Origin of the sequence: Chitinophaga polysaccharea (genome assembly GCF_902150045.1) — a bacterium.
Classification (GTDB): domain Bacteria; phylum Bacteroidota; class Bacteroidia; order Chitinophagales; family Chitinophagaceae; genus Chitinophaga; species Chitinophaga polysaccharea_A.
This window is the reverse complement of the sequence record NZ_CABFVU010000001.1, coordinates 3,353,495-3,373,772: the sequence shown is the minus strand read 5'-3', so window position 1 is coordinate 3,373,772 and position 20,278 is coordinate 3,353,495. Positions and strand designations below refer to the sequence as shown.

The 20,278-nt window shown below is 46.6% G+C and carries 18 protein-coding genes; 8 read left to right on the top strand and 10 right to left on the bottom strand.

All coding sequences use genetic code 11. From position 1 onward, the window contains the following. The first annotated feature begins 8 nt into the window (after positions 1-8). From FN124_RS13830 to FN124_RS13820, 3 genes are read left to right on the top strand one after another with little or no spacing between them, the layout of a single operon-like run. Positions 9-758 (top strand): SDR family NAD(P)-dependent oxidoreductase, encoded by a 750-nt coding sequence (locus FN124_RS13830; RefSeq protein ID WP_142685295.1) that lies wholly within the window; start codon positions 9-11, stop codon positions 756-758. 13 nt (positions 759-771) lie between these two features. Next, entirely contained in the window at positions 772-3,258 is a 2,487-nt protein-coding gene (locus FN124_RS13825; RefSeq protein WP_142685294.1) for a glycosyl hydrolase 115 family protein, read from the top strand. A 24-nt stretch (positions 3,259-3,282) separates the two neighbouring features. Next, positions 3,283-5,193 carry a sialate O-acetylesterase gene (locus tag FN124_RS13820; RefSeq protein ID WP_142685293.1) on the top strand — a complete coding sequence of 637 codons (1,911 nt, stop codon included), beginning with the start codon at positions 3,283-3,285 and terminating at the stop codon, positions 5,191-5,193. Between the two features lies 1 nt (position 5,194). Here the strand turns inward: FN124_RS13820 and FN124_RS13815 are convergent, their stop codons facing one another. The 4 genes from FN124_RS13815 to FN124_RS13800 are packed head-to-tail and all read right to left on the bottom strand — an operon-like array spanning position 5,195 to position 8,672. Further along, positions 5,195-6,673 carry a glycoside hydrolase family 28 protein gene (locus tag FN124_RS13815; protein WP_142685292.1) on the bottom strand — a complete coding sequence of 493 codons (1,479 nt, stop codon included), beginning with the start codon at positions 6,671-6,673 and terminating at the stop codon, positions 5,195-5,197. An 11-nt stretch (positions 6,674-6,684) separates the two neighbouring features. After that, positions 6,685-7,644: a pectinesterase family protein gene (locus tag FN124_RS13810; RefSeq protein WP_142685291.1), complete on the bottom strand. Its 960-nt coding sequence runs from the start codon at positions 7,642-7,644 to the stop codon at positions 6,685-6,687. 10 nt (positions 7,645-7,654) lie between these two features. Beyond that, on the bottom strand, positions 7,655-8,395 hold the full coding sequence (locus tag FN124_RS13805; RefSeq protein WP_142685290.1) for a 3-keto-disaccharide hydrolase: 741 nt from the start codon (positions 8,393-8,395) through the stop codon (positions 7,655-7,657). A 10-nt stretch (positions 8,396-8,405) separates the two neighbouring features. Then, the gene (locus FN124_RS13800) at positions 8,406-8,672 is read right to left on the bottom strand and encodes a glycoside hydrolase family 95-like protein (RefSeq protein ID WP_221887774.1); all 267 of its coding nucleotides are present in this window, start codon (positions 8,670-8,672) and stop codon (positions 8,406-8,408) included. Positions 8,673-8,686: 14 nt separating this feature from the next. Between FN124_RS13800 and FN124_RS13795 the strand changes: the two genes are divergently transcribed. Further along, positions 8,687-9,052, top strand: a complete 366-nt coding sequence (locus FN124_RS13795) for a hypothetical protein (protein ID WP_142685288.1) — start codon at positions 8,687-8,689, stop codon at positions 9,050-9,052. Positions 9,053-9,064: 12 nt separating this feature from the next. Continuing rightward, positions 9,065-10,075, top strand: a complete 1,011-nt coding sequence (locus tag FN124_RS13790) for a GntR family transcriptional regulator (protein WP_142685287.1) — start codon at positions 9,065-9,067, stop codon at positions 10,073-10,075. Here the strand turns inward: FN124_RS13790 and FN124_RS13785 are convergent. From FN124_RS13785 to FN124_RS13775, 3 genes are read right to left on the bottom strand one after another with little or no spacing between them, the layout of a single operon-like run. After that, positions 10,072-11,088, bottom strand: a complete 1,017-nt coding sequence (locus FN124_RS13785) for an ABC transporter permease (RefSeq protein WP_142685286.1) — start codon at positions 11,086-11,088, stop codon at positions 10,072-10,074. The genes FN124_RS13790 and FN124_RS13785 overlap by 4 nt on opposite strands. Then, positions 11,030-12,049 (bottom strand): ABC transporter ATP-binding protein, encoded by a 1,020-nt coding sequence (locus tag FN124_RS13780; protein WP_142685285.1) that lies wholly within the window; start codon positions 12,047-12,049, stop codon positions 11,030-11,032. The genes FN124_RS13785 and FN124_RS13780 overlap by 59 nt, the downstream gene beginning before the upstream one ends. A gap of 3 nt (positions 12,050-12,052) precedes the next feature. Beyond that, positions 12,053-12,832 (bottom strand): COG1470 family protein, encoded by a 780-nt coding sequence (locus tag FN124_RS13775; RefSeq protein ID WP_260607424.1) that lies wholly within the window; start codon positions 12,830-12,832, stop codon positions 12,053-12,055. A 206-nt stretch (positions 12,833-13,038) separates the two neighbouring features. Between FN124_RS13775 and FN124_RS13770 the strand changes: the two genes are divergently transcribed. Both FN124_RS13770 and FN124_RS13765 read left to right on the top strand, forming a co-directional pair. Continuing rightward, positions 13,039-13,749 (top strand): 4'-phosphopantetheinyl transferase family protein, encoded by a 711-nt coding sequence (locus FN124_RS13770; protein WP_142685283.1) that lies wholly within the window; start codon positions 13,039-13,041, stop codon positions 13,747-13,749. A gap of 165 nt (positions 13,750-13,914) precedes the next feature. Then, positions 13,915-14,286, top strand: a complete 372-nt coding sequence (locus FN124_RS13765) for a response regulator (protein WP_142685282.1) — start codon at positions 13,915-13,917, stop codon at positions 14,284-14,286. Positions 14,287-14,350: 64 nt separating this feature from the next. On the opposite strand, the gene FN124_RS13760 is transcribed toward FN124_RS13765, so the two are convergent. The 3 genes from FN124_RS13760 to FN124_RS13750 form a co-directional block, all read right to left on the bottom strand. Continuing rightward, positions 14,351-14,854 carry a hypothetical protein gene (locus FN124_RS13760; RefSeq protein WP_142685281.1) on the bottom strand — a complete coding sequence of 168 codons (504 nt, stop codon included), beginning with the start codon at positions 14,852-14,854 and terminating at the stop codon, positions 14,351-14,353. Positions 14,855-14,981: 127 nt separating this feature from the next. Continuing rightward, positions 14,982-16,409 carry a hypothetical protein gene (locus FN124_RS13755; RefSeq protein WP_221887773.1) on the bottom strand — a complete coding sequence of 476 codons (1,428 nt, stop codon included), beginning with the start codon at positions 16,407-16,409 and terminating at the stop codon, positions 14,982-14,984. 505 nt (positions 16,410-16,914) lie between these two features. Further along, entirely contained in the window at positions 16,915-19,311 is a 2,397-nt protein-coding gene (locus FN124_RS13750; RefSeq protein WP_260607423.1) for a TonB-dependent receptor, read from the bottom strand. A gap of 279 nt (positions 19,312-19,590) precedes the next feature. On the opposite strand from FN124_RS13750, the gene FN124_RS13745 reads away from it, so the two are divergent. Continuing rightward, positions 19,591-20,265, top strand: a complete 675-nt coding sequence (locus tag FN124_RS13745; protein ID WP_142685278.1) for a response regulator transcription factor — start codon at positions 19,591-19,593, stop codon at positions 20,263-20,265. The last annotated feature ends 13 nt before the right edge of the window (positions 20,266-20,278 follow it).

Genomic DNA, 20,278 nt, shown 5'->3' with positions numbered 1-20,278 from the left:
GAAGGAAGATGACTGCGACAAAAAGAAAATTAGCTATTGTAACGGGCGGAGGCTCGGGAATCGGGCTGGCCATTGCCGGGAAATTTGTACAACAGGGTATCCGGGTAGTTATTGCCGGAAGAAACCAGGAACGGCTGGATACAGCCCAACAACAACTGGGAGAACTGTGTCATGCCATCCCATGCGATGTCACCGATCTCGCTGCCATTCCCGGCTTTGTTCAAACAGTAATTGATCGCCACGGCCCCATCGATATACTGGTGAACAATGCTGGCACCAATATGAAAAAAGATTTCACCGATGTTACAGACGAAGAATTTCAGCAGGTGATCCTTACCAATCTCAGCGCCGTTTTTTCAATGAGCCGGGAAGTGGTAAAGCATATGCTGCTGCAGCAAAACGGCTGCATCATTAACATCAGCTCTATGGCAGCTCAATATGGCATTCCAAAAGTGATTGCCTATTCTGCCAGTAAAACAGCAATTGACGGTATGACCCGGGCAATGGCCGTTGAGCTTTCTCCCAAAGGCATACGGGTAAATGCCATTGCACCCGGTTTTATTTATTCAGACATGACGGCAAAAGCACTGGACAGCGACCCGGAAAGAAAAGCAAAAGTATTTGCCAGAACCCCGATGGGCACTATGGGTCAACCCGCCGATATAGGTGAAGCTGCTTATTTCCTGGCCAGTGATGCCGCAAAATTTATTACAGGCGTAATACTGCCGGTAGATGGCGGGAACAGTATTGGTTTTTAACAACGGGTAGTTTATGAAACGGAGCATATCCTCTCTCATAGCATGCATGCTGGCAACTTGTTGCTATGCACAATCGATCATTACCGACCGGTTGTCTGACGCATCATTTTCCCTGGCCGGTGCAGTTATTTGCGTTGACCCGGCTGATGATCCGCTGGTGCTGCAATCCGCTAGCTGGCTACAACAGGATATAGAAATGGTTACCGGTATGAAACTGCCTGTTGTATCTTCCATTCCTGCAACACCTGCTATCATTATCGGATCACCGGGAACATCACTACCCGTTACATCTCCCGGAAAAATAAAAAACAAATGGGAAGCCTACCTGATCCAAAGTACCGGCAACCAGCTTATCATTACGGGCAGCGACAAAAGAGGAACGGCCTACGGCGTATTTGAATTATCAAGGCAACTGGGTGTATCGCCATGGTACTGGTGGGCGGATGTACCCGTGAAAAAGAAAACATCCGTCTCTATTAAAAAGAATATATCCATCACCGATGCCCCCAAAATAAAGTACCGCGGCATCTTCATCAATGATGAAGCGCCGGCGCTGGCCAACTGGAGCAGGGAAAAATTCGGTGGCTTTAATCACCGCTTCTACGAAAAGGTATTTGAACTAATCCTCCGGCTGAAAGGCAATTATATCTGGCCCGCGATGTGGGGCAATGCGTTTTATGACGATGACCCGCTGAATATAACCACTGCAGAAAAATACGGCATTGTAATAGGCACCTCGCATCATGAACCGATGATGAGAGCGCACGACGAATGGAGAAGATATGGAACCGGACAGTGGAACTACGACAGTAACAGCACCCGGCTGAAAGCATTCTGGCGCAACGGCGTGCAGAGAGCGGTCAATGAAAAAATTATAACCATAGGCATGCGGGGCGATGGCGATGAGCCTATGTCGGAAAAAACAGCCACTACACTGCTGGAAAGGATTGTTGCTGATCAAAGACAGATCATTACGGAGATAACCGGTAAACCCGCCAGCGGAACACCGCAGCTATGGGCTTTGTACAAAGAAGTACAGGACTATTACGACAAAGGAATGCGCGTGCCTGATGATGTAACCCTGCTGCTTTGTGACGACAACTGGGGCAACATCCGGAGACTACCACGCCCCGGTGAAAACAAACGCAAAGGTGGTTCTGGCATTTATTATCATTTTGATTATGTAGGTGGGCCAAGGAACTATAAATGGATCAACACCAATTCCATTGCCAGGGTATGGGAGCAAATGCATCTTGCCTGGGCATATAACGCGAGGGAAATATGGATCGTGAATGCAGGTGATATTAAACCGATGGAATTCCCCATCTCCTTCTTCCTCGATTACGCATGGAACCCGGAAAATACCGGCCCCGGCGACCTTCAGCGATATACGGAAAAATGGGCCGCTGACCAGTTTGGTAATAAATATGCCAAAGACATTGCAGCCATTATTACTGCCTATACAACCTTCAATGCAAGAAGAAAACCTGAACTGCTGGATGCCAATACTTATAGTCTTCCTGACGAATGGGCTACCGTTGTTAATGATTACAACAACCTGCTAAAAAAAGCTGAAACCATCAACAGGCAATTACCAGCGGCTTACCACAGCGCCTACTTCCAGCTGGTATTACATCCCGTGAAGGCATCTGCCAACCTGAATGCAATGTACTATAACGTGGCTCTGAACAGGGAAGCGTATAAAAACAAATGGCCGGAAACCAATGCCTATGCGGATAATGTAAAACGCTTTTATCTTGAAGATTCTCTGATCACCATAGCCTATCACCAGTTGAATAATGGTAAATGGAACCACATGATGGATCAGGCGCATATTGGCTACACTTACTGGCAGCAACCACTTCAACAAAAAATGCCGGAAGTGCAATACCTGCCGCCGCATGTAGTTACCGAAAGAAAAACACAGGAGGCACGGGATCTTAAGCGTGCAAATATTCCTGCCGGCATTACCGGTAATATTTTTTATGAAGCCGCGGAAAAAGGAGTATCTATTGCCGCTGCCCATTTCACGAGAGCCGTCCACTCAAACGGTATTAGCTGGAAAGTGCTTCCCGGTCATGGAAGAACCGGGTCTGCCATCACCACCTTTCCTGTGACTGCAGCAGCACAGCAGCCCGTAGGCAATGCGCCCCGTGTGGAATATGATTTCTATACCTATAGTAAAGGCGATGTTAGCATCAACGCATACTGCTCTCCCACATTGAATTTCCATAACAGTGAAAATGGTTTGCAGTATGCAGTTTCCATCGATGATGAAGTGCCGCAGATCATCAGCATTAACAAAGAAGGCAACTGGGACAAATGGGTAGCAGAGAACATCATTATCAAATCCAGTAAGCACCAGTTACTGGCGCCGGGCAAACATACACTGAAGTATTGGATGGTAGACAGCGGCGTGGTTTTACAAAAACTGGTATTGGATTTTGGTAACATAAGAAAAACCTATCTTGGTCCACCTGAAACTATACTTAACCGGTAGATTCCGTCTGTAAATATCCCCGTTATGAAGCAACTTATTATCCTCCCGTTATTCCTTTTTTCTGTATATGCCGGAACTGCCCAGGTAAAGCTGCCTGCGCTTGTGCGCGACAGTATGATCCTCCAGAGAGATGAAAAAGTAAAGCTCTGGGGATGGGCATCAGCCAATGAAAAGATAGAGATCCGCTTCAAAGGCAAAGTATATAAAACAACTGCCGGCACTGGTGGCAGTTGGGTAGTACAGCTGCCTCCTACCAAAGCAGGCGGCCCGTACAACATAAATATTAAAGCAAGCAATAAGATCACCCTGCATGATGTGCTGTTTGGAGATGTATGGCTTTGCAGCGGCCAGTCGAACATGGTTCACCAGATGAACGTCCATGATGTAACCTATGCCAATGATATTGCCACAGCAGATTACCCGCAGATCAGGCAGTTCCTGGTGCCCACGCTTACTGACCTTCAGGGTCCCCAACAGGACTTACCTGCCGGGCGCTGGGTGCCTGCGGTGAGAGAAGAAGTAAGGCCCTTTTCTGCCGTAGCATATTTCTTTGCAAAAAAGATCCATGAAAAATACAGGATCCCTGTTGGCATTATTAATGCCAGCGTGGGAGGCACACCTATAGAAGCATGGATCAGCAGCGAAGGACTAAAAGAATTCCCTGCGCAAACAGCAGTCATCGAAAAAAATAAAGACACCGCCTATATCAATAGCTTTAGCAGGCAGGCAGCAACTGCGCCACAGCCGGCAGATGCAGGACTGGCTGTTTCGCCCGCATGGTATGATATAGCCTATGCGCCGAAAGGCTGGCGTAATATCAACATTCCGGGCTACTGGGAAGACCAGGGCATCCGGGACCTGAATGGTGTTGTGTGGTACCGCCGGGAAATAGAGATACCGGCTTCCATGACCGGAAAAGCAGCCAGGGTTTTCCTGGGAAGGATCGTAGATGCAGATGAGCTATATATCAACGGCAAAAAGGCGGGTACTACCAGCTACCAGTATCCCCAACGCAGGTACAATATAGCGCCGGGTGTACTGAAAGCAGGTAAGAACCTGTTTGTAATACGTGTTACCAACACTGCCGGTAAAGGCGGCTTTGTAGCAGATAAGCCATACTGCATATTCGCAGGCAGCGATACCATTGACCTGAAAGGCAGCTGGCAATATAAAGTAGGCGCCGTTTTTAATCCCGTTACAACGCCTGTAAAACGGATCACTCTCCAGTATCAGCCGGCAGCTCTGTACAACGCCATGATAGCCCCGGAGATCAATTATACCATCAAAGGATTCTGCTGGTACCAGGGCGAAGCGAATACCGGCCAGGCTAAACAATATGAAAAACTACTGCCAGCACTGATCAGTGACTGGAGACTGAAATGGGGCCAGGGCACCCTTCCCTTTCTCTATGTGCAGTTACCTGGTTTCCAGGATTACAATTACCTGCCTGTGGAGAGCGACTGGGCTATGCTGCGGGAATCGCAGCTGAAGGCATTATCGGTTCCAAATACGGCCATGGCAGTGGCTATTGATCTTGGTGAGTGGAACGATATTCATCCTGATAATAAAAAAGATGTGGGTGAGCGATTGGCGCTCGCAGCGATGAAAACGGCTTATAGGGAAGATATTACCTACAGCGGCCCTCTTTATCAATCGGCTGTTATTGACGGAGACAAAATTATTGTCAGCTTTACACATACAGGTGATGGCCTCATCACAAAAGATGGAGAAGCGCCCGCTACGTTTGAAATTGCGGGCGCCGGTAAAAAATTTGTGCGGGCAAATGCAAAAATAGAAGGGAATAAAGTGATAGTATGGAGCAATGAAATTGCAGCCCCTGTGTATATCCGTTATGCCTGGTCAGATAACCCGGTAAATCCCAATCTGTGTAATAAGGAACAATTACCGGCGTCTCCTTTCAGAACAGACAAATAACCTATCTGGAAACCTCCTGTAATACAGCAAAAGAAGTATCGCGTGGCTGCTGCGTGGTAAGCCGTACGTTATCGAGCACAATATTATCTGCATCGGTTAATTCTTTTCCGATCACCGTTTTAAAAACACTGTTGGTAATGCGGATATTTTTTACCGGCATCTCCGGCAGCCCGCGGATAAAAATGGCTTTCTTCGCCCCATTACAAATAATATTATCAAACTCCATATCCCTGAATACGGGTGTACCTTCATTCACCTGTGGCCGCTCATCCCGCTTGCTGTCGGTAGCAAATTTTACAAAGTAATAAAGATCAAAAAACACCGCTTCTTCCACGATATCCTTCATGAATATATTTTTTGCAAAGATCTTCTCTACCACACCTCCGCGGCCACGGGTGGATTTAAAGCGTAACCCCTTGTCTGTGCCTATGAAAGTGCAGTTATATACAAAAATATTCCTGGCGCCGCCGCTCATTTCACTGCCGATTACAAAACCTCCATGCGCTTTATATACAGTACTGTTACGCACTATGCCATTCTCTGTTGGCTTGCCGCGTTTGCGCCCTTCTTCATCTTTACCGGATTTGATACAAATCGCATCATCGCCTACATCAAATATGCAGCCTTCCACCAGGAAGTTGCGGCAGGACTCAATATCAGCCCCATCGCCGTTCTGGGCGTACGATGGGTTCTTCACCAGCAGGTTACGTAGGGTGAGATCTTCACAAAGCGAGGGATGCAGGCACCAGGCGGCGGAATTCTGGAAGGTGATCCCTTCCAGCAACACTCTTTCACAGTTGGTGAGCGCTACCAGGTTTGGGCGTAGAAAATCTTTCATCACGGCAAAATCTGCCAGTGGTTTACCGGGTACCAACAGCATACTCATACCTTCTTCCTTTGCTTTTTTATACTGCTCACTCGGATACCATTCATTACCATTCTTCCCCAACACGCCTCCGGAGGCTATTTTCTTCTTCCATTCGCTTTCCGTCATTTGCCCCTTGCCTACCGCCCTCCATACATCACCGTTGCCATCTATGATCCCTTTACCTGTAATGGCAATATCATGCAGGCCGCTTCCGCTCACCGGCGATTGATTACGGGCAGCGGAGCGGCCTTCATACGAACCTTCCACCAGCGGGTATTGGTTTTTATCAGGTGTAAACAAGAGCGTGGCGCCGCTTTTCAGATGCAGGTTCACATTACTTTTCATTTCCACGGGCCCGGTGAGCCACAGGCCTTCCGGCACCAGCACTACGCCGCCGCCTTTCATGCTGCAGGTGGCTATTGCCTTATTAATGGCCGCCGTATTCAGTGTAATCCCATCAGCTATAGCGCCGTAAGAGATGATGCTGAATGTATCTTTCTTAAAAACAGGCGACGCTATCCGGGGCAGCTGCTTCCAGGAATACTGTGCAAACGACTGTACCGTTATTCCCAGGCAGGCGGTAAATAAAATGCTTGTATTTCGTATATTCATACCAGTTATTTTTATTTAACAGCGGGATCCCAACCACCGAATATTTTTGCAGTTATATATTGAGCCGCTTCCGCAGCGCTGAGTTGTTTGCTCCAGGGCACTCTTACGGCAACAGCTGCGCCTTCTCCCCTGTTATCATACTCCGCGTAGAAAGCAGTTTGTTCGTTTTCCGTTTTACCCCAGTTATGCCAGCCTGCCGGCAGGATATGCTTTCCCATTTCGCAGCGGATAAATACAGTGTGTGCATATGCCCGCCACGGCCTGCCGAGATATACCTTCTGTGCTTCCTGGGCAGCGGTAAGATTACATTCCAGGAACACGTAACCGTATGCCTGTTCCTTCGTGGTAGATGCAGCGGTAATATAGGAATCGGAAAGGCTCCTGATAGTACAACGGCGGAACAACGCGGTAGCCGGGCCAAAAATAAAATCGGTGGTACCGGCAATGAGGCAATTTTCATAATACTGACAACTGTTATCATTAGCGGTAAGCAGTGTATCCTGGTTACCAAGCAGGTTACAGTTACGGATCACGAAATGATTGCCATCCACATGTAATGCAACGGCCTGGCCTATACGTCCTGCGGTATTGCGTATGGTGAGGTTCTCCATTTTTACATCATTGCCCTGCACCCATACGGTGTAGGAATTGAATGTGCTCAGCTTCTTATCTCCCACCTGTTTACCGGAATAATCATCATTGGTAATAATTGTACTGTCGCGGCTTTCCCCGATAAATGTAATGTTTGTTACCCAGGAAGGAATGACCAGTTTTTCATGATACACTCCATTTTTAACTGTAATGGTAAGCGGCACGGGAGAATAGGCCCGCACTGCATCTACCGCCTCCTGGATGGTAGTATAATCCCCGCTCCCGTCTTTGGCCACGGTCAGGCGGGAAGGATAGTTTTGCTGCGCCGTTGCAGTAACAGCGGAGATAACAGCGAGCACTAAATAAAATATCTTTTTCATCTGATCTGATTTAAAATTCCCTAACCCAGATATTGCGGAAGCTAACACGGCTGTTATGCTCCTGCAATACCAATGGCAATTTATTTTCATGATACCTGTACCGGGGATAACCTGCATATACCATAGGACCTTTAATCGCCACGTGGCATTGTACTAATACCCCATTATGGAATACAGTGATATAGGCAGGTGTTTTGAGCGATCTGTCGGCATTAAACACCGGGGCCTCAAATACCGCGTCAAATGTTTGCCAGGTTTGCGGCGGCAGGCAGGCATTCACCAGCGGTGCATATTGCTTGTAGATACTCCCTGCCTGCCCGTTGTAATAGATCTTATGCAGATCCCGGTAGCTTTCATAGATCTGCAGCTCATACAGCCCCATAAACAGCACCCCGCTGTTGCCCCGGCTATTACCATGATCCTCGCGGGGATCAGGCGTTTTCCATTCCATATGCAGCTGTATATTTCCGAACAACTGCCGTGTGCGGATGTCTTTTGCTTTAGGCGTTACCGTTAGTTCCCCTTTGTTTATTGTCCATTTTACAGCGCTGCTATCCAGGTGCTCCCATTTGCCGAGGTCCTTCTCACCGGCAAACAGCACAACGGCATCCGACGGCGGCTGCGCAATTTTACCGGGCGTTACCAGCGGAGGCGGTGTGGACCAGTCTTCCGTAGCCTCGGGCTTTACTTCCTGCGCCACCGCAGCGAAAGCTGAAAGAAAGAAAGCAAATAAAAAGCAATACTTCTTCATAAAGATATAATTACGGCACAATTTTCAGCTGTCCGGCTGTTACCTTTAACCGGTAGTGTTTACCCTGCTTAGCTGCAAATTTTATGGTTTGATCTTTATAACGCAGCTCACACGGGCCATCCGAGGTAGCCGTTACCGTTAGTTGCTCCAACCTGCCCTGCTGCCAGCGGATATCCAGTATAAAGCCTCCCCTTGCGCACAGGCCGCTAATATCCCCGGTGGGCCATGCATCCGGCAGTGCAGGCAGCAGGTCTATATAGCCCATATGGCTTTGCACCATTACCCTTTTCCATGCAGCAACAACAGGAGAATGGCACCAGTCTTCGCTTCAGGAATACCCGCCCGGTAAAATTGCTAGTCGGTTATTTTGATACAAAAGAGAAAACCTGCCTGCAGGCGCCCGACCTGGAAACTGATGCCAGTGCGGATGATAAGGGACAGGCCACCGTCAGGATGGTACACGCCCTGTCTGTTTCCTCCATGCCGCCGGTAAACGTACATACTTATTATTTTGATACGGGCGAACATACATTTATATTGGGCAAAGGAGCCTGCCTGTTACTGGGCTTTATAAACGGCGACCAGGAGATCAGCAGGTATAATACAAACGGGAAAACAGACAGTACACAACAACTGGATTGGCTATTTGAAAAATAAATACAAGAATATATGAAGCCGGTTATTTCACTCGACCATTCTTCGGATGCTCCAAAGTACCAGCAGATCATGCAGTTCATTATCAATGCAATTGATACCAGGCAGTTAAGGATCGGTGATAAACTCCCTTCCGTAAACCAGGTTTGCGAAAATACCGGCATTGCTCCCAAAACCGTGATGCAGGCTTTCCGCAGCCTCACACAGGCGGGCATCATATCTGCCGTAAGGTATAAAGGATATTTTGTAGCCAGCACTAATACGCTGTCAACACACAACATCTTTGTACTGTTCAACAGTCTTACTGCCTACAAAGAAGAAATATATGAAAGCATAAAAGATACGATCGCCGGTAAAGGAACGGTGAGCATTTACTTTCATCATAATAACGTTGCATTGTTTAACACGCTGCTGGCACAAAGCAATGGTAAGTACACCGCCTACATCATCATGCCTATTAATGATAAGGGCATTACCCCTTCGTTAATGCAGCTGCCGCAGCATAAGATCTACATCCTTGATCTGGGATACCGGGACTGGGGCACAAAATATCCTTCTGTATGCCAGTATTTCCGGGAAGATATTTACCAGGTATTGCGTCAGCATCTCACAAAGATCCGTCGCAAATACAACAAGCTGGTACTGGTAACAGGCCCGGGGTTCTATAATCTCAGCCAGATTGAAAGCGGCTTCCGGCTGTTCTGCAGGGAATCCGGGATCCGCTCAGCGGTTATTACCCACGTGGATAATAAACCGCTGACGCCCGGCGAATTGTATATATTGGTACATGACGGCGACCTGGTGCATCTTGTAAAGCGGATCAGCGCATTGTCCCTCAAGCTGGGAAAAGATATTGGGATCATCTCCTATAATGATATTCCCATCAAGGAAATTGCTGCCAATGGTATTGCTACCATTTCCACCGACTTTACAAAGATGGGGGCAGATATCATTAACATGGTGCTTCAGAAAAAAAAGATGCATCTCAAGAACCTCTGTAAACTGGTAGAGCGGCCATCTTTTTAAGTCCTTATTTCCCTCCGCATAAAAAGATAATAGGAAAGCGCAAAGCAAACAACCGTAGCGGCAATAAGGCCGCTCACCTGTGGCCATACCACCAGCAGGCTTTCCCTCACCGACAACGGCGACGGTATGGCGCCGGCCATTTGTTCCATTGTAAGAGGCCCCAGGCTACGCACAGAAGGCATCAGTAAAGTAGTGGTCGCATCTGTGTACAACTGGCTCGGCACAAAACGCAGGAAAGTTAAAATGATCCTGTTATATGCTACCAGCTGATCCTGGCTCAGTACATCAGGGCTAGGCAGGAATGCTTTGATAATAACATTCACGATGATCTGGTAAAAGACCGTAAAAAACAACCAGATAGCAATGGCCGTTAATGCCGATGTAGCCGGTTGCCGAAACTTCACTGAAAGCAGTATGGAAAGGTTCAGCCAGAATGATACGTAGATCACGCTCAATATTACAAAGCACAGTATACGCACCAATTCAGACGGTTCCATACTTACACCGGTAATAACTAATCCCCCACCTATCATCAATAAGTTAAGTGACAGGAAAAGCGTGCTGATAACAATGAGCGAGGCCACGAACTTAGCGTTGATCACTGAATCGCGGTAAACCGGTTGCGCCATCAGCCGGATCAGCGTGCCGCTTGACTGCTCTGAATTGATGGTGTCAAAACCCAGGCTGATACCCAGCAACGGCCCAAGGAAGCCGATGAAGATATGAAAGGGCGGCAACGACCCGTCTGTTGTAGTAAGCAGCTTCAGGTACAGGTATAACCTGTCCGGGTCATTGATATTTGATACTGCCTTACTGATATTGGTTATGGATACATACATAGATCCCAGGAAAGTAAGCAGTATCAATCCCGCCAGGATAATGAAGCGCCAGCTATGTACCTGGTCTGCCACCTCCTTCCTTACCATGGCAAAGAAAGGACTGGTGGCTTTAGGATTACTGCTTTTTGAACCTGCTGAAAAAAGACCGTTGAAATAGGCCGCTTGACTTTTCATTGGACGCGTTTTCCTTTAAATTATTTTCAAAATACCGTTGATAGATCTCATCAAGGCCATAGCTTTTCTGTTGAACGCCGGTAACATCAAAACCACGCTGCACAAAGAAGCGTACAATATCAGGCGTAATATCTTCCTCTCCTGATATTTCCACTACTGTTCCATCTACTGTTACTTTGCTTACCGCCGGCATCCGGAGGATGTCTTTCTCCAGTCCGTTCGCCTCACTGATGGCTGCTTTCAGCGTTACCTGCACTGCATAGGGAGCTGCATTGAACAGGTTAGCAGCCAGGGTTTCAATATTGCCTTCCGCCAACAGGCGCCCACCAACGAATATGCCTACACGATTACACACCTGCTGCACCTGGTGCAGGTGATGGGACGACAATAATATCGTAAGCCCCTGCGCCTCGCTTAACTGCCGGATCAGTTCCAGGAAGTCCCTCACACCCGTAGGGTCAATACCTAGTGTAGGCTCATCCAGGATGATCACCTCCGGTTGCTTCAGCAGCACATCCGCCAGGCCGAGACGCTGTTTCATACCACGGGAAAAGGCTCCTGCTTTTTTATGTATGGCAGCTTCCAGTCCTACTTCCACCAGCATGTTCCTCGCACGGTCCTTTACTTCCGCTTCCGGGATACCGTTCAGTCGCCCGATATATGTAAGATTCTCCAGTGCCGTTAGCTCATTGTAAAAGCCCACGTTATCCGGCATATATCCCACTTTGCGTTTCACTGGAATAGGATTGCGCGCAGCATTCAGGCCGCAGATATGCGCTTGTCCGGCAGAAGGCTCGGTAAGACCGAGCAGCATTAGTATTGTGGTTGATTTCCCGGCGCCATTGGGACCAAGCAACCCGAATATTTCACCTTTGTTTATCGACAGGTGTAGGTTATCCACGGCCTTCAGGGAGCCGTAGTATTTGGTCAGCCCGTTGATCTCAATAATTGGTTGTTCCATAAGCTATCTCCTGCCATATTTACGGATAAGGTAATACACAACGCCTAATGCGGCTACTATCACCAGTATGCCAATCCACCCGGTAAGAACGGATGTGGTAACTGTCATACGGAAAGATGCACTGGAGGAAGCGTTGGTATTTTTAACGGAGAAGTTGGTTACATAATCACCGGCAATGGTTTTATCAGGTACGCTCAGCGTGGCGGTAACCTCCGCATCCTTACCGGGCTCCAGGCGGGTGATGGTAGATGGTACAAATGCAGCGTCCCACTGCGGGGGCGCCTGGCTGGAAAGATCGAGGTTATCAAGCGCAATAGTGCCGGTGTTCTTTACCACCAGGTGGATCTCTTTGCGGTTGCCTTCAGTTATTTCATCGCTCAACCTGCCGGATGGCGTAGTGAGAGAAACGCTGTATGATCCTTTCACTACTGCTTCCAGGTTCAGCTTTGCAGTATCAGCACCTGTTACCGCCAGTACCGGTATATTATATTTCCCGGGCTTGGTTTCTATAGCGGGATTAATTTCCAGGGTAATATCCTGTGTTTTTTCTGAATCGATATTCAATGAGGTTACCTGTACGCCCTCTACTTTAAAAGAAGCATTCCATCCCGGGGGAACATTGGCAGAAAGCTGGTATACACGGGATGCGGCAGCAGTGTTATGTAACCTGGTGTTGTAGATAAAGGGCGTATTGGTGGCCGCCTCAATGTTGATGAGCCTGGCCGTAAAAGGTGGCTCTGAATGTTTGTTTGCCTGCGCCGTGCTTTGTTTGGTGAATGACACAGATAAAAGGAATAAACAAAAAAAAGAGGGCAGATTCCGGGCGATCCTCCGGCGATGTTGGTTGTTGCTTGCTGACATTGCTAACATGAGATTAATAAATAATAATTATATTCAGATGAAATAATAGCTATTTACTTCTAAGTACAGCATTGGAAAAATGATAGTTGATTATTCCAGACGGCGCCCAAATTAAAAAGAAATCCTAAATGGAATTGCAAAAAAAATGTGAAAATTTTAACGAAGATATGGGGCCTGTGGCGATCACCGTTTATTATACCTGCTATGATACGCCGATGCCGGCTCCCGTTTTCAGCAGGCTGGCGGCTGTTCTCCCCGAGAACTTACGCGCCGCCGTTTACCGGTACCGCCGGTGGGAAGATGCACACGCCGCACTCCTGGGAAAACACTTATTGCGGTATTCATTGCTGCGCCGGCAGCTTCCATATACCCTCGCCGATATTGAATACACCGCCAACCGGCGCCCTTTTATCAATGGAGCACCCGATTTTAATATTACGCATTCCGCTACTGCAGTGGCCTTCGCAGTGGCTGAAAAAGGCCGTGTCGGGATTGATATTGAAAAACCCCAGCTATTGCCAATGGATGATTTCCGGCAACAGTTCAGCGGGGAAGAATGGTACAACATCTGCCAGGATCCTGCACCACCGGCCATTTTCTACCGGTACTGGACAAAGAAGGAAGCGGTATTAAAGGCTGCCGGCACAGGGCTGAACGACGCACTGCATCTGCTTAATACTACAACAGATGTAGTTCACTATGACCAGCATACATGGCAACTTCATACCCTGTCCATACTGCCTCCATATATCTGCCACCTGGCATGCAGTGAAATAAATGTCGCTATTTCTGTTCACCAGGTAAATATCAGTGAACTGGCCGCAGATGCCATGTTGTAACCAACCAGTTGTGCCCCGGCTTGGGGCAGATTCTCTCCAAAAATATCTAAAAGTAAAATGATATCACATTTATTAAATAGTTAAAAATCAACTCGTTGAAAACAGGCTAAACAATTCTGGTGCGATATTGGTTTTACTATTTGGGCACATCAAAATCGTAAGGCTATGAACAGGAAAATCCTAATCACAGAAAGCGATGTTGATATAAGATTACTTTTATCATCATTGCTCAGGAAACATTATCAGGTGTTTTTCTTGAATGATGCGAAACAATTACTGGAAGGATCGTTTGAGAAACCGGATTTGTTTATTTTGAATAATCAAATGCCCGGTGTAAGCATACAGGAAGTATGCAGGCACCTGAAAACAAATATTCATACCAGAAGAATACCGATTCTGATCATTGCAGGATCGGAAGATATTGATGCGTTGAGAGAAAAATGTCCGGGAGATGATATTATTACCAAGCCGTTTTCCGGGGCAGAGCTGTTGGCAAAAGTGCATAGCGCTATTGATATAAATATTACCAGCAGGTAATTAAATTTATTTTCAGGAAGATGTAAAGCCTGTACGGGCTTTACATCTTTTTTTATCCGGGAAATTAATCTTTATGCCCCCTGCCCTTATTACCTTTATTACCCTTGTTACCTTTATTTCCTTTATCCTGTTTGTATTTTCCGTTACCTGGGTGTCCTTTTACCACGTAATACTTTTCATCATTGCTGTAACGGATAATCTGCTGTTTACCATAATTGCCTTTGTACTTCCCATATTTGCTCCGGTAAACATCCGGGTGAAGATAGGGCTTTGGCTCATTTACAACTACCTTGTAACCCCTGTTCAGATCATAGTGATAACTGGCTGGTAAAGCAGGGGCAAAAACCCACCTTCCGCCATGGAGATAAATAAAACGTTGTTCGGGTACATAATAATAGGCATCTACATCAGGCAGGTAGTAATATTCTGCATAATCATACCCTACGGGCCCCCACAGCGGCTGACTGCCTATATTCACGTTTACATTTACCCTTACCTGGGCATGGCCTGTATTCCCATACAATAAACCTGCTATTGCTAAACAGGTGACTATCAACATCTTTTTCATAACCATCTTATTTATACTCTTATAGGTTCAAATGGGGTGCCAATCTGAAGCATTGGGCGGGCGCGGGCTCATAAGCACCCCGGCTGGCCGGTTTTCTCTTTCCGGTAAGTCCCCCGCTTGAAGTGCGTTACAGGTTATGAATAAAGGCAATCACCAATGCAGCAGTTATTCGTGTAGCCGGTACCGTGCCAATAGTGCCGCTAAGAAGATTGGATTCCTTCGGATCATCAAAGTTAATGGGCTGCTGATAGCTGTTGGTATGTCCATAACCTAAGAGAACACCTGCGCGGAGATTATACTTACTTCTTTTAACATTCACTCCAAGCTGGCAATAGTAGTTATCCCATGTGGATGTATTAGGTAAAAAACCGTCTGTGTCCTTTCTATCTGCATAATTAAAATCGGTTCTGAAAGAGCAATAGCCTGTTAATAATGGTTTCAGCCGGTAACTAACGCCAACGGATATATTAAAAATTGCTTTTCTGGCTTCGCGCATTTCCAGCAATGCCACAGTGGATAAGTTACTGTTTCCCGTATCCGGCCGTACAAAAAACTCCGGCCTAGGGGTAAGGATGTTATAGTCTTTCTCTTTCATAAAATATTCCGCTGCTGCATATACCTGTCCTTTATCATAGTCGTATGCATATCCCAGGGCTATACTGGCTGGTACCTTGTAATTCGTTTTAAGATTGGTTTGCCGCGTATTGGCCAGCAGGTTAACCGGCTCATCGTCGATAAAATGAACATTTGCGATCGCGTTATTGCTCAGCAGCGTTCCTCTCCCACGCAGATGAATAAGGGGAGACGACAGCAATAACCCCAGGTGATGCTTCCCTGCTTCATAGCTCAGGCCAAGTTTTAATCGCAAACCGATATGATGATCATCTACCTGGTAAGCCCCTTCATTGCTGGCCAGGGGCTGCGTACTGGAAGTACTATCGTTCACCAGTGCGCGGGAGGTAAAAGCTTCGCTGTAATGCTGGGAACGGGACTGGCCTTCCGCCATAAAACCAATTGCCCAACGGTTGGAAAGCCTGAACCCTGTACTGATGAGGGCTGATGCTTCTCTTGTATGATTCTGAAAATTATATTGGCCCACATAATATTCCAGACCGGGGCTTCCACCCCTGTCTATCACATCCAGTTTCGCATCCTGCTGCTGGGAAACGTTGTAATTAAGCACAGATATATTCGTAAGCGCATAGCCAAAATACACGGGCTTCCTTCGTCCTACAGACACGATGCCTGACAGCATCTGCGGTACACTGGAAATGATACGGGAATGCAGGTCTTTACCGGTTCCCGCACCGTTCTTCACCTTAATGGATTCCAGCTGGTAAATATTCCCGGTAATAGAAGCGGTTTTCTTTTTAGTAAGCGCCTGTAATGCAGGATTGTAGAACAGTACACCACTGTCCTGGTTATTTGCTATCACTGCGCCCGGTGTAAAAAAGGCTCCGGGCCCATAACTGGCAGACCAATAATTGGCATCCTGGGCAAACAATATCTGGCTGATGCATAAAACCAATATGCCGGTAAGAATTACCCTGATCATTATTTTGTTCATTATAAGTTTACGGATAGTGTGTGGTTGAGCTACAAAGGATTTCTTACTGAACAATCAGGGAAGAAAATTGTTGAGCGGCCTCAAATAAAAGAGACTGGCAATATAAGCGGAAAAGGGCGTATGATAGAATCGCCATAATCAATATTTTAGTGAGTTAATAAACATATGTATTAAATACTTTCAACCCAGATAACCTGTATCTAAAAGATACGGGGTACATGCCGGCGCAAATATGGCTTATATATGGTGCATATATGGGTTAACCGGGGCAGTATCCATACTGCAGGGTTAACTTTACACCCTTGTTTCCGATGAGCGTTTTACAGTAATGAAATTAGTGATCCTTTCAGATTAGATGATAACTTACGGGCGTTGTCATTTATTTTTATATCAATTGATATAGGGGATTGGAGTATACGGTGCTTTTTCAGCTAAAAAAAGGAGGGCTACCAGATGATAGCCCTCCCGGAAGATATAAAAATATGATATAAAGCTAGAACTTGTACGACACGGTTCCTGTAAACTGTGTAGGTGGTATCGGGTTGATGCTATAGTTCTCATGCACGTAATAGCTGTAGGTATTGGTAACGTTAGACACCTTACCCATTACTGCAAAACGTTTGAAAGCATATCCTGCGCTCAGGTCGAGGGTGGAGAATCCCGGAACGGAGATCAGCCTGTTGTATTGCTGCGTTTGCCCGATAGTATTGTTCCAGCCGGCAAAGCGCTGACCTATGTAGTAAAATCCTGCACCGAGCTTAAGGCCTTTTAACTTTGTTTCCTGTAAAGTGTAGAATACGCTGGCGTTGGCAGTATGATTAGGGTTACCTACCAGGCGCTCTCCTTCTACAGAGCTTCCTTTCTGGCCGGGTGTTTTCTCGATGGTCATGTTATTATAGCTGTAACCAGCAATGAGGTCCAGGCCAGCCAGCGGATGACCGGCAATATCCAGTTCAACGCCCTGGCTGAGGGTTTCCCCTATCAGTGTTTTTATGTTGGTATTGCTGTTAGGGGTAACACCGTCTTTCTGAAATGCGGCCATCTGTGCATAGTTGTTGTTCCTGATGCGGTATGCAGTAACGTTAACGGACAAACGACCATTGAAGATATCATTCTTCACGCCTAGTTCATATTGCTCTATATTGGATGGCTTCAGGTTCTCTCCGTTAACATCCTGACCGCTGTTGGGTGTGAAGGAAGTAGAATAGCTGGCAAATAAAGCAGTGGAGGAAATTGGTTTGTACACCACACCCAAACGGGGAGAGAAGGCATGATCATACTTTGCGGCGCCGGGCTTTTTACCGCCTTTAAAATCGTAAACAACCGGGGCTTCTGTTTGCAGGTAGGAGAAGCGGACACCAGCCATTACCTTGATCTTTTCGGAGATGCTAACCAGGTCCTGCACGTATACGCCTAACCTGTTAACCGGTGCATTGCTCACAGTTTTCAGGGTGTCTGCCGGCATATCCGTACGGCGTGGGAACTTATTGGGGTCATATACATTGATGATATCATAGATACCTGTTGTTTTGTTGATAGACGGAACACCGTAGGCATAGGTGCCGGTCAGGTACCTGTCTGCATCCACACCGGCAAGTACGGTATGTTCTATAGCGCCGGTCCTTATCTTACCATTTAGATCCACCTGTGCAGCATAGTAGTCTTCATTGGTACTGTTTCTTCCCAGCGGACGGGCCCAGGTGCTGTCGCCTTTTGCCTGGATCCTTTCTATTGAATAGTAGTCGCGGTAGTATTTAGAGTAAGCAATGTTACCGGTAATAGACCAGTTATCATTCAGCCTGTGTTTGATATTGGCGGAGGCAGTGGTTTGCTGCGTATGTGCATACTGCCAGGGAGCGCCGTAGAAAGTATTGCGGGGCACTTTAATCAGGGCAGTATCGGCGATGGAACCGGTACCAAAATCAGGCGTGAAATCATGTTTCAGGTAATCCGCCTGCACCAGTAATTCGGTACGGTCGCTCAGCTTAAACAACAGCGAAGGGTTTACATAATAACGTTTGGAATGTACCTGGTCGCGATAGCTGTCTGCTGTTTCAAAGGTGCCATTCACGCGGTAAGCTATTTTAGACGACAATGGGCCGTAAATATCGAAGGCGGGTTTCAGCAAACCGTAGCTGCCTGCACGAAGATTTACTTCCCCACCGAAATTGAATTTGGGCTGCTTGGTTACCATGTTCATAATAGCGCCGGGGGCTACGTTTCCATACAGGATAGCAGCGCTGCCTTTCAGCACTTCCACCCTTTCCAGGGAGCTCATTTCCGGCATGGCGCCTGAGTTCACACGGGCCCCGTTTTTAAACGTATTGGTACTTGAAAATCCGTAACCGCGTGCATTAAATGTTTCCTGTGTACCCGCCCTTGTAGAAGCCATGTACACACCGTTTATATTTTTTACCACATCACTGAGGCGTTGTGCCTGCTGATCTTCCAGTACTTCATGACCAATAATAGCCACGCTTTGAGGCAGATCCATCACCGGTACCGGTAATTTGCCGATGCTTACAGGTCTTTTATTAATGGTTCTTGTTTTGGTACCATCTACCACTACTTCGTTCAACTGGCTGGCAGTGGCTTCCAGTACAATATTCACGGCAGTTACTTCATCTGCACCGATCGTCACATCCTGGTGCAGTGTTTTTGCGCCTGTATAAGAGATCACCAATGTATACTTACCTGGCTTTACATTCTTCAGTGTAAACAAACCTGCTTCGTCTGTGAGCGTTCCTTTTTTAGTGTCTTTCAATCCAATGGTTACAAATGCAGCAGGCTGACCGTCGACAGAGCTGATCTTTCCTTTGATGACACTATTCTGTGCCAGTACAGCAAGGTTGATAAAAATGAGACCAAGAATAAAGTATAAATGTTTCAACGAGATTAATTTTATGCAAAGAAAAACCAATCACACCGTATGGTTCAGACGGATCGGGAAAAGTTCCTCATTCCCTTTGTAACTGTAATCAGCTCCTGTGATCCAGGCAACTTCCCCGTCCTCATCTCACTGAAAAATAAATACAAATACGTAATTAGTTTATTTACAATTAATTAATGATATTTTAACGGTAAATAAACATAAATATGCCTTTAGCCCGTTCCTGCTGATTGGCTATAAGTTCAGAATTAATTCAGAATTGAAGTCTAATTTAGAGCCATGAAATTACTGGTCATAGAAGACGAGATACAGCTGGCGCAGAGCATTATCTCTTATCTGTCGGGTGAAAACTATACCTGTGAATATGCCGGCACTTATCAACAGGCACTTGCAAAAATAGAAATGTTCGAGTATGAATGTATACTGCTGGACATCATGTTACCTGGTGGTGATGGCATGAGGTTACTGGAAGAAATAAAGAAGCGCGACAGGGAAGAAGGTATAATTATTATCTCTGCAAAAGATTCCTATGAAGATAAGATACAGGGATTGCAAACAGGGGCAGATGACTACCTGGCCAAACCATTTCATTTACCCGAGCTGTCGGCCAGGGTATATTCCATTATCAGGAGAAGAAAATTCAACAACGCGAATGTTGTCCGGCAAAATGAGCTTACAATAAACCTGCTGTCCAAAACCGTACTTGTTAATACTACCCCGGTGCTTCTTACTAAAAAGGAATTTGACCTGTTATTGTATTTCATTGGCAATAAAAATAAAGTCATCTCTAAAAATGCACTGGCAGAGCATCTTTCGGGCGACATTGCCGGTATGCTGGACGATCACAATTTTATTTACGCCCATATTAAAAATCTCAAGAAAAAACTGGGAGAGGCCGGCTGCGCCAATTATCTTAAAACTATTTACGCCACCGGCTATCGTTGGGAAGTATAACCTATCTTAGCAG